A 9,307-nucleotide genomic window follows, 5' to 3' on the forward strand; every position below is an offset into this window, starting at 1 on the left:
CATCGCCGCCGCCGCGGCCATCGTGGCCGTGACGCTCCCCCGCGGCGACGCCGCCACGCCGTCCGCCGGCACCGCCGGCACCGCCCCGCCGCCGGAAGCCGCCTCGGTCCCGCCCCGCGCCAGCGTGCCCGCGGCCGACGAGGGCGCCCCCGACAGCGTCAAGATCAAGGACAACCGGGACAGCGTCTCGCTGACCTGGCGCTACCCGGCGGACGCCGACGGGCCGGTCCTGATCTCCGGCGGCCGGGCCGGCCAGGAGCAGCGCGCCTTCCAGCAGCTGGCGCCGGGCACCGCGGAGTACGTCGTCTACGGCCTCAACGCCCAGGTCGACTACTGCTTCACGGTCGCCGTCGTCTACGGCGTCGACCGGGTCGCCACCTCCACGCCCGCCTGCACGTCCCGCTGACGGACGCCGCGATTGCCACCGACCCGCACCCGGACCGCACCTCAACCCGCCCGGCGAAGCGCCGATAGGCAGGCATGGCCGGGACCCCGCCGGGGCCCTCGACGGAGGTGGGGTGTCGGGTGACGACGCAGACAGCTACGCCCCGGGGGACGGCCGGCAGCACCCACGAGACCGAACGCGCCCAGCTCGAGGCCGTCCTCGTCGAGCTGGAGGGGCGGGCGACCGCCAAGTTCCGCAGCGTCGCCGCGCCCGCCGCCACCGCCGAGCGCCGGGCCGTCGCGCTCAGGCACGAGGATCTGGCCATGCGCGCCCGGCTGCTGCGCGCGAACGTGCTCGTCCGCGAGGGCCGCTCCGAGCGCGGCGGACGGTGGGCGCACGAGGTGCTCGCGTGGGCCGGCGAGCACGATCACGCCTTCCTGCTGGCCCGGGCGCACCGGGTGCTGTCGATTTTCTACCGGCAGGTCGGGGACCTGTCCGAGGGGCTGACGCACGCCGTGCAGTCGTACTCGCACCTCGCCGACGACGAGCCCGACGGCGTCCGCGCGCGGCACCTGATGACGCTGGCCGTCGCGCTGGACGAGAGCGGGTCGACCGAGGAGGGCGCCCGGCGGTTCCGCGAGGCGCTGCAGCTGGCGAGCGCGGCCGGCGACGCCGAGCTGGCGCTCAACATCCTCAACAACATGGCCTACACCGCGTACGAGAAGGACGACGAGCGTGGCGCACGCGAGCTGGTCACGCGCATGCGGGACGCGCTCGCGCCGGCCGGGCGGCGGTTCAGCGCACTGGAGCTGGACACGATCGCGCGCATCGAGATGATGAGCGGCAACTACGGCACGGTCGAGAAGATCCTGCACGTCGTCCTCGACGCCGACCAGTCGCTCGTGGAGATGCACGAGGGCGACGCCCCGGCCGTCTGCCTGCTCACCCTGGCGGAGGCGCGCCGGCTCGACCAGCGCTACGCCGCCGCGCAGGAGGCCCTCGACGCGGCTGCCCGGATGGCGACCGAGCGCGGCCTCGACCGGGTGCGCGCCCAGGCCCGCGAGGAGCAGGCCGCCCTGTACGCCGCCACGGGCCGCTTCGAGCTCGCGTACGAGGAACACCGCGCCTTCCACCGGGCCATGTCCGCGCTGCACTCGGCGCAGAGCGAGGCCCGGGCCCGCGCCCTGCAGGCCGTCTTCGAGGCGACCGAGGCCCGGCAGGCCAGCGAGCACTTCCGGGAGATGGCCCACCGCGACGCGCTCACCGGCCTCTACAACCGCCGGTACGTCAACGGGCGCCTGCCCGCCCTGCTCGGCGAGGCCCTCGTCCGCCGCAGTGCCATCTCGGTGGCCATGGTGGACCTCGACCACTTCAAGCAGATCAACGACCGGCTCTCCCACAGCACCGGCGACGCCGTGCTGCAGCAGGTCGCCGAGCTGCTCGCCGAGTTCGCCACCGGCCCGATGGTCGCGGCCCGGATGGGCGGCGAGGAGTTCCTGCTCGTCATGCCGGGCGCCGGTCCCGCCGAGGCGGCCGAGCACTGCGAGCGGCTGCGCCGGCTGATCAGCGACCACGACTGGGCACCGGTCACGGGCACCCTGCCGGTGACGGCCAGCATCGGCGTCACGACCTCCGACGACGGCCGCGGCTCCCCGTCGGCCCTGCTCTCCCTCGCGGACCGCAACCTCTACGTGGCCAAGCGGGAAGGCCGCGACCGGGTGGTCACAGACCTTTGAACGTCACCGCCAGCGGATAGTGGTCCGAGGCCCACTCCGCCTCGTCGCCGCGGATCACCCGGGCGCCGGTGGCCAGCGCGGCCAGGGCGGGCCGGGCCATCAGGTAGTCGAGACGCATGCCCGCGTTCGAGAACTCCTGGCCGCCGCCCTTGCTGGTCGGCACGGTGAGACCGTCGCCGCTGCCGGCCGTACGCCAGAGGTCCTGAAAACCCGCCGAGCGGAAGGCGGCTACGGCACGGGTGTCCACCTGGCCGTCCGGCCCGAGGTGGCGGCGCCGGTAGAGCTCGCTCAGCCGGGCCAGCCGCTCGCGGTGCTGGGTGTCCGGGTCGAGCGAGTTGAGGTCGCCGGCGATGACGGTCAGCGGCGCCCGGTAGCGGTGCGCGAGCCAGGTCGCCTCGCGCAGCCGCCGGTACGGCCGGAACGGGTTGAGATGGGTGCTGACAACAGTCAGTTCACCGCCCCCGGTGGGGATAGTGGCAACAGCCGCCGCGTGGTGCAACCGCCACCGGACCGCTGCGCGGGCGGACACCGTCAGCGGCGGGCGCACGAGCACGGCCACCGGCTGCCCGAAGACCGACGGGGCCAGCACCGCCGTCATGCCCAGGGCGGCGGCGACCTCGGCCATCCGCTGCCCGTCGTGGCGATGGAAGTCACGCAACTCCTGCAGCGCGATCACGTCCGGGCGTTCCCGGGCGAGCAGCGTGACCACCGCGTCGAGCCGGCCGCCGGAGCCGCCGGTCCGGATGTTCCAGGTGAGCAGCTTCACCTGGCCGGCACCTCGGTCAGGTCCTCGTGGGCGTCGCGCTCGGTCAGCTCACCGGCGTCGGCCGTGTTGCCGCGGGCGATGTCCTCGTTGGGCTTGAGGACCCACCACAGCAGCGTGATCCAGCAGGCGGTCAGGACGCAGGCGCCGAGGACGTCGGTCGGGTGGTGCATGCCCCGGTACATGCGGGACAGGGCCACGCCCACCGGCATGATCACGGCAAGCGCCACGAACGCCCACCGCCACCACGCCCGGACGCGCGGGAAGCACAGGACCGCGATGGCGGCGTACAGGCACATGGTCGCGGCGATGTGGCCGGAGGGGAAGGACGAGGTCGGCATCTGGCCGTCCATCTGCTCGTACGGCGGGCGGGGCCGGCCGACCGCGGCGGCGCTGCTCAGGAACAGGCTCAGCTCGCCGAACATCGCCAGCACCACGAACAGCACCGGCCGCCAGCGCCGCCACAGGGCCAGGGCGAGCGGGCAGAACACCAGGGACACGAGCATGATCGCGTGGGTGTCGCCGGCCTTGCTCCAGCCGTAGCTGATGTCGTCGAGCGTCGGCGTGCGGAAGGTCTGCAGCCAGTGGACCACGCCGTTGTCGGCGTCCTCGAAGGCGGTCCCGGCGGCGACGTTGGTCAGCGTCCAGCCGATCACGTAGAGCAGGCCGAACGTGAAGACCCAGCCGACGATCAGCTCGGCGACGCCGGCCAGCGGGTGCGGCAGCAGGCGGTCCTCGTCGGGCGCCGGCTTGACGTCGTGCGCGGCCTCCGGTTCGAGGCCCTCGGTGAGCGGCGCGGCGCGGCGGCCGGTCTCGCGGCGCCAGACCCGGAAGGCGTACGCGGTGACGACCAGCCACGCCGCCCCGAGCAGCCAGCCGGCGAGCACATCGGACAGGTAGTGCACGCCCAGCGAGATCCGCGTGATGCCGACCAGCACGACGATCAGCGCAACCAGCCCGATCGCGGCCTTGCGCCAGCGCGGCGGGACGGCGGGAAGGAAGACCAGCAGCAGCGAGCCGTACGCGACCATCGACCCGAGCGCGTGCCCGCTCGGGAAGCTGTTGCCGGGGGCGGACGCCACGGGCACGTCCACGACCGGGCGCAGCCGGCCGACGAGCGTCTTGAGCGACGGGTCGAGCAGCAGCCCGCCCGCGCCCGTGACGATCAGGTAGACCGCGAGCCGGGTGCGCCGCCGGATCAGCAGCAGCACCACCGCGACGGTGACGAGCCAGATCATGATGGTACGGCCGCCGAGGTCCGCGATGGCCTTGAGCACCGTGACGACCGGCGGGTGCGGGGACACCAGGTCGTTGAGGCCCTGCGCGATCGACCGGTCGAGGTCCTGCAGCGGTCCCCAGCGGAAGCGCACCAGCAGCAGGAGCAGTCCGAACGCGAGTCCCAGGGCGGCCACCACGAGCAGGCCCACGAGGCTGCGCTCGGTGAAGTGCCGTACCGGTCCCCATCCGACCCGCTTGTGCACCCGCCCGTCGTCGGGGTCGGTGCGCGTCACCGTATCGGTCATCGTCACTCCTGCTCGCTCGTCGGCAGGCGGCTTTTACCCGGTCGGCTCGGCGCTCACACCGGGTTCACGCGGGGCGGGGACGGGCTTCTTGCCGAGGATCTCGATCCGCTTGCGCGTGGTGATCGGGTCCTCGCCGTCGAACGTCTCCAGCTCGTCGTCGCCGGGCTCCCACCGGTCCTTGAGCGCGGGCTCGGTGACGCCGACGCGCTGCGCCTCGAGCTGCGCGGCGAAGGCCAGCCCGAGGAAGATCGCGATGCCGGTGAGGTTGGCCCAGAGCAGCAGCGCCATCATCGCGGTCAGCGGCCCGTACGTGGCGCCGAAGCCGTCGCTGAGCAGCACGTACCCCGCGAGCAGCAGGCTCGCCGCCCACCACAGGATCGTGGACAGGGCCGCGCCGAAGAGCAGCCAGGTCAGGCCGGGCTGGCGGCGGCGCGGCGAGTAGCGGAAGAGGACGCCCACCGGGAAGACGATCAGCGCGAGGCTCAGGGGCCAGCGGAGGAACGTCCACACCGTCCGTAAGCTGTCGCCCCAGCCGGACTGCTGGGCTATGGAGTCGCCCGTGGCGTGCCCGGCGACCAGTAACAGGAAGCCGAAGAGCGCGGGCAGCCCGGCCACGACGGCGAGCACGGCGGCGCGGAAGTACTTCTTGAGCGCCTGCCGGTCGCGTTCGACGCCGTAGATGCGGTTGGCGCCGCGCTCGATCTGGGCCATCGCGGTGGTCAGCGCGACCAGGCCGGTGATGAGACCGAGGGTGAGCGCGACCTCGCCGGCGTCCTCGGTGGAGTCGTCCTCGTTGAGCAGGTCCCGCACCAGCGGCTCGCTGGCGCCGGGCGTCAGGGCGAGCACCGTGTCGGCGACGACCTGGCCGCCCTCCTCGGCTCCCAGATCCGTCGCCAGACCGGAGAGCGCGATGAGGAACGGCACGATCGCGAGGCACAACTGCAGGGCCAGGGCGCGCGAGTGGCTGAAGCCGTCGCCGTAGCGGAACCGGACGAACGCGTCGCGGACCAGGGGCCACCGCCCGTAGTGCCGCAGGGCGAGGAAGGCATCGTCGGCGGACAGCTCGTCCCCCGACATGCACCGCGTTTCCGGGACCGGTTCCGTGCTGCTCATGCGACTTATTTACCCTCTTCGGCCGCCGCGCGCACCCCCTCCGCGGCGCGCTCGGCGGCGGAGGCGTCGTAGGCCAGGTCGGGGTCGCCGTCCGGCTGCGGGACGCACAGCAGCAGCGCGCGGTGCCGGACGCCGATGGACATGCTCTTGCCCGGCTCGATGAGGTCGCCGTCGAGCTGGCGGGGCTGCGGCCGGGCGGCGCGGATCTCCACCTTGGCCGCGGTGTAGGTCTCCATGCTCGGCACCCGCTCGCGCCGGCGCACGACCGCCCAGCCCAGCGCGGCCCACTGGGCCAGCGAGCGGGGGCTGAGGATCGCCACGTCGAGCTTGCCGTCCGCCGGGTCGGCCTCGCTGAGCAGCCGGACGCCGCCCTGCAGCCGGCCCACGTTGCCGACGATCACGCTGCGCGGGCGCCGGTGCAGGGCGGGCTTGCCGTCGAGGGAGATGATGACGCGCATCGGCCGGTCCCGCAGGTGCTTCACGGCACCGCCCACGTACGCGATCCAGCCCACGTGCTTCTTCGCGACCTCGGACGTGCCCTCCAGCATCTGCGCGTCGAAGCCCATGCCGGCCATGACCACGAAGCTCTGGTCGCCCGCCACGCCGACGTCGATGCGCCGGCGGCCGCCCTCGATCGCCACCTGCACGCCCGTGGCGGCGTCGGTGCTCAGGCCGAGGTTCGCGGCGAGCAGGTTGCCGGTGCCCGCGGGCAGCACGGCGAGCGCCACGTCCGTCCCGGCGAGCGCGTCGACGACGGCCATCACCGTGCCGTCGCCCCCGGACACGAAGACGAGCTCGGCGCCGTTCTCGACGGCCTTGGTGGCCACGCCACGGCCCGGGTCCTCGGGGCTGGTCTCGAGCCACTCGGGCTCGGGCCACCCGGCCTGCGCCAGGCCCTCGTTGATGGTGCGGCGCAGCAGATCGAGGTCCGTCACCTTGACCGGGTTGTACACGACAGCGGAGCGGGGTCCAGTCACGGGCGCCAGAGTGCCCACCGAGGTTGGGTTCCGAAACCTGAGGGAAGATCGAGGGGGTGACAACTTCCGGATTCACGTACCCCGACGTGGGGGCGACCTTGCGCGACCCGCTGCCGGGCGGGTACCGCCACCTGCGCTACCGCACCCGGGTCGGCCCGCCCGGGGTGTTCGCACGGGCCGCTGAGGTCGTTCTCACGTTTCAGATGCAGCAAGGCACCGGCACGGGGGCGCGGGCCTCGGCGGGCCGTGCCGCCCCCGGCGTCCGGGTGATCGTCGGCCGCGGCCCGGTGCAGGCGCCGTGCCAGGTGGTCTGGAGGGCCGAGGAGGCGGACCGCGCGGGGTTCGCGTACGGCACGCTGCGCGGGCACCAGGCCAGCGGCGAGGAGTCGTTCGTGGTGGAGCGGGACGCCGGCGGCACCTGGCTCACGATCCGGTCGTTCAGCCGGCCGGCCCGGCTGCCGATGCGGGCGCTGGGACCCGCGTCCAAACCCCTTCAGCACCTGTACGCCCGCCTGTGCGCCCTGTCCCTGCGACGTCAGCTTAAGGTGGTCCGGTGAGCGCAATCAGTGTCACGTGGTGGGGGCACAGCACCATGTGGCTGGCCGACTCGGGGGTCTCGCTGCTGACCGACCCCCTGCTCACCGACCGCCTGTTCCACCTGCGCCGGATGGCGGGCGCCACGCCCGAGCTGCCCGGGGCGCCGGACGCCGTACTGGTCTCGCACCTGCACGCCGACCACTTCCACCTGCCGTCGCTCAAGGCCGTCCCCGGTTCCCCGCTGCTCGTCGTGCCCCGCGGCAGCGCGGGCTTCGTGGCCAAGGGCCTGGGCCGGGCGTGGGCGGACCGCTGCGTCGAGCTGGCGCCGGGCGAGGAGACGACGGTCGGCGCCGTCACCGTGCGCGCGGTCCCGGCGGCCCACGACGGCAACCGCGGGCCGTGGTCACGCCTCACCTCACGAGCGATGGGCTTCGTCGTCGAGGGCGCGGCCCGCACCTGGTACGGCGGCGACACCGGCCTCTTCGACGGCATGAGCGAGCTGGGCCCGCTCGACCTGGCGCTCGTCCCGGTCGGCGGCTGGGGTCCCACCCTGGGCGCCGAGGGCCACCTGGACGCGGCGGACGGCGCGGAGGCGCTGCGCCGGGTCAAGGCGGCGTGGGCCGTCCCTGTGCACTACGGCACGTTCTGGCCGATCGGCATGGGCCGCGTCCGCCCGCACATGTTCTCCGGCCCGGGCGAGGAGTTCGCCCGCGTGGCGGCCACCACCAGCCCCGACACCCACGTCCGGGTGCTCGCGCAGGGCGAGACCCTCACGGTTGAATCGGGCACATGGCCGAACTAGGAACTCTGGGCTGGTTGTTCCTGGTGGTCGCGTTCGGCGCGATCGTCCCGGTCGTCCCCACGGGCGCGGCCGTCAGCGGTGCCGCCGCCCTCGCCTTCCACGACCACCCGCCGCTCATCGTCCTGACCATCGCGGCGGGCGCCGCCGGCGCGTACGTGGGCGATCTGGTCATGTACGCGATGTGCCGCGCCGGCGGGGAGAAGCTGGCCCGCCGCCTGCGCTGGCTGCGCGACGAGGAGCACCTGGCCACCGTCAAGGACCGCCTGCACAAGAGCCAGATCCCGGTCCTGCTGGTCTCCCGCCTGCTCCCCGGCGGCCGCGTCCCGGTCCTGCTCGCGGCGGCGTTCCTCGGCCTGCCCTGGCGTACGTTCGTCATCGCGAACCTGCCCGCCTGCGCCCTGTGGTCGGCGGTCTACGCCGGCATCGGCGTCGCGGGCGGCTCGATCTTCCCCGAGCCCTGGCAGGGCGTCATCGCCGCCGTCATCCTCGTCGTCCTGGTCACCCAGATCGTCAGCCTGGTCAACCGCCGCCGCGCCGCCCGCGACGCCCGCGCGACCGAAGCCGACCCCACCCCCTCCTGACGGAGTGGCCCGGCACGGGAGCAGCGCTCGACCGCCACGCCGCCGCTCGGGACCAGCGTCGCGGGTGACAGGAGCGGCTACGGTAGGGACGTGACGGGACGGCGATCCGGGGCGGTTCGGTGGCTCGGTGCCGTGCTCGCGCTCGGCGCGGGTCTGGCGGCCGGCGGGTGCGACTCGCCGGCGTCGGAGGGCATGTCCAAGGACGAGATCGTCGCCGAGTACGTCGCCGCGGTGCAGAGCGGTGACCGCAGCCGCCTGGTCGAGCTGCACAACCCCCGGCTCGACGATACGAGCGAGATCGACAGCAAGATCGGGGCGCTCGGGAACCGGCAGTGGTCCGGCGTCCGGGTCGAGTGGCTGCCCACCGACTTTCCCAAGGCACCCGTCGCGCGGATCAGCGCGACCGGGCCCGCCGGGCAGAGCATCAGCGACACCATCGCGCTCAGCACGGAGGACGACGTGTGGTACCTCGATCTGGGCACGAGGACGCCCCGGCCCGGTGATCCCGTACCCGCCGGGACGGACCGCCCGTCGCCGGCAGCGTCCTGATCCGCCGCCCGATCGTTCGGGCAGGTGTGCACGCGGCGTGGGAGCAGCGGGTTCGCCGGGCGCGGGGCCTGCCTCGCGGCATTGCCGGCTGAGCGCCCCGGGGGCGGGTCAGCCCGCTTGGGTGGCTCGCCCCGCCGTGCGTATCTGAGCATCGGCGGGACCGGCCACGGCCTGGAGCGGCACGGTGATCGTGGTCCCGGCGTCCGCGACCGTCAGGCGGACCGTGCCGTCGTCGCCGGTCGTGGCCGTGACCGTCGCGGCGTCGCCGGTCACGGCCGCGAGCATCGTCGTGAGCAGGTGGCGCAGCGCGAGCGGCTGGGCCAGGACCGGCGGGAGGTCGC

At 73.9% G+C, this 9,307-nt stretch carries 11 protein-coding genes; 6 read left to right on the plus strand and 5 right to left on the minus strand.

All coding sequences use genetic code 11. The annotated features are described in order from the left end of the window. The coding region (locus tag RBH18_RS41210) for a fibronectin type III domain-containing protein (protein WP_306215952.1) at nt 1-406 on the plus strand (406 nt) is incomplete at its 5' end. A gap of 119 nt (nt 407-525) precedes the next feature. Then, nucleotides 526-2,121, plus strand: coding sequence for a GGDEF domain-containing protein (locus tag RBH18_RS41215; RefSeq protein ID WP_306215953.1), 1,596 nt, complete (start codon nt 526-528; stop codon nt 2,119-2,121). Here the strand turns inward: RBH18_RS41215 and RBH18_RS41220 are convergent. From RBH18_RS41220 to RBH18_RS41235, 4 genes are read right to left on the minus strand one after another with little or no spacing between them, the layout of a single operon-like run. Further along, nucleotides 2,108-2,887: an endonuclease/exonuclease/phosphatase family protein gene (locus RBH18_RS41220; RefSeq protein WP_306215954.1), complete on the minus strand. Its 780-nt coding sequence runs from the start codon at nt 2,885-2,887 to the stop codon at nt 2,108-2,110. The two genes, RBH18_RS41215 and RBH18_RS41220, sit on opposite strands and share 14 nt — an antisense overlap. Further along, nucleotides 2,884-4,407: a phosphatase PAP2 family protein gene (locus RBH18_RS41225; protein WP_306215955.1), complete on the minus strand. Its 1,524-nt coding sequence runs from the start codon at nt 4,405-4,407 to the stop codon at nt 2,884-2,886. Before RBH18_RS41225 ends, RBH18_RS41220 begins: the two co-directional genes overlap by 4 nt. 33 nt (nt 4,408-4,440) lie before the next feature. Further along, nucleotides 4,441-5,520, minus strand: coding sequence for a YihY/virulence factor BrkB family protein (locus tag RBH18_RS41230; protein ID WP_306215956.1), 1,080 nt, complete (start codon nt 5,518-5,520; stop codon nt 4,441-4,443). 5 nt (nt 5,521-5,525) lie between these two features. After that, nucleotides 5,526-6,497: a diacylglycerol/lipid kinase family protein gene (locus RBH18_RS41235; protein ID WP_306215957.1), complete on the minus strand. Its 972-nt coding sequence runs from the start codon at nt 6,495-6,497 to the stop codon at nt 5,526-5,528. 56 nt (nt 6,498-6,553) lie between these two features. On the opposite strand from RBH18_RS41235, the gene RBH18_RS41240 reads away from it, so the two are divergent. The 4 genes from RBH18_RS41240 (at nt 6,554) to RBH18_RS41255 (ending at nt 8,966) form a co-directional block, all read left to right on the plus strand. After that, the gene (locus RBH18_RS41240; protein ID WP_306215958.1) at nt 6,554-7,054 is read left to right on the plus strand and encodes a DUF1990 family protein; all 501 of its coding nucleotides are present in this window, start codon (nt 6,554-6,556) and stop codon (nt 7,052-7,054) included. Continuing rightward, nucleotides 7,051-7,836: an MBL fold metallo-hydrolase gene (locus RBH18_RS41245; protein WP_306215959.1), complete on the plus strand. Its 786-nt coding sequence runs from the start codon at nt 7,051-7,053 to the stop codon at nt 7,834-7,836. The genes RBH18_RS41240 and RBH18_RS41245 overlap by 4 nt, the downstream gene beginning before the upstream one ends. Next, nucleotides 7,824-8,417 (plus strand): DedA family protein, encoded by a 594-nt coding sequence (locus RBH18_RS41250; RefSeq protein WP_306215960.1) that lies wholly within the window; start codon nt 7,824-7,826, stop codon nt 8,415-8,417. Before RBH18_RS41245 ends, RBH18_RS41250 begins: the two co-directional genes overlap by 13 nt. 90 nt (nt 8,418-8,507) lie before the next feature. Next, complete coding sequence (locus RBH18_RS41255; protein ID WP_306215961.1) at nt 8,508-8,966, plus strand: hypothetical protein; 459 nt, start codon at nt 8,508-8,510, stop codon at nt 8,964-8,966. Between the two features lie 108 nt (nt 8,967-9,074). Here RBH18_RS41255 and RBH18_RS41260 read toward each other — a convergent pair. Then, on the minus strand, nt 9,075-9,307 hold a 233-nt coding region (locus RBH18_RS41260), incomplete at its 5' end, for a hypothetical protein (RefSeq protein ID WP_306215962.1).

Source organism: Actinoplanes oryzae, from assembly GCF_030757795.1.
Lineage (GTDB): Bacteria > Actinomycetota > Actinomycetes > Mycobacteriales > Micromonosporaceae > Actinoplanes.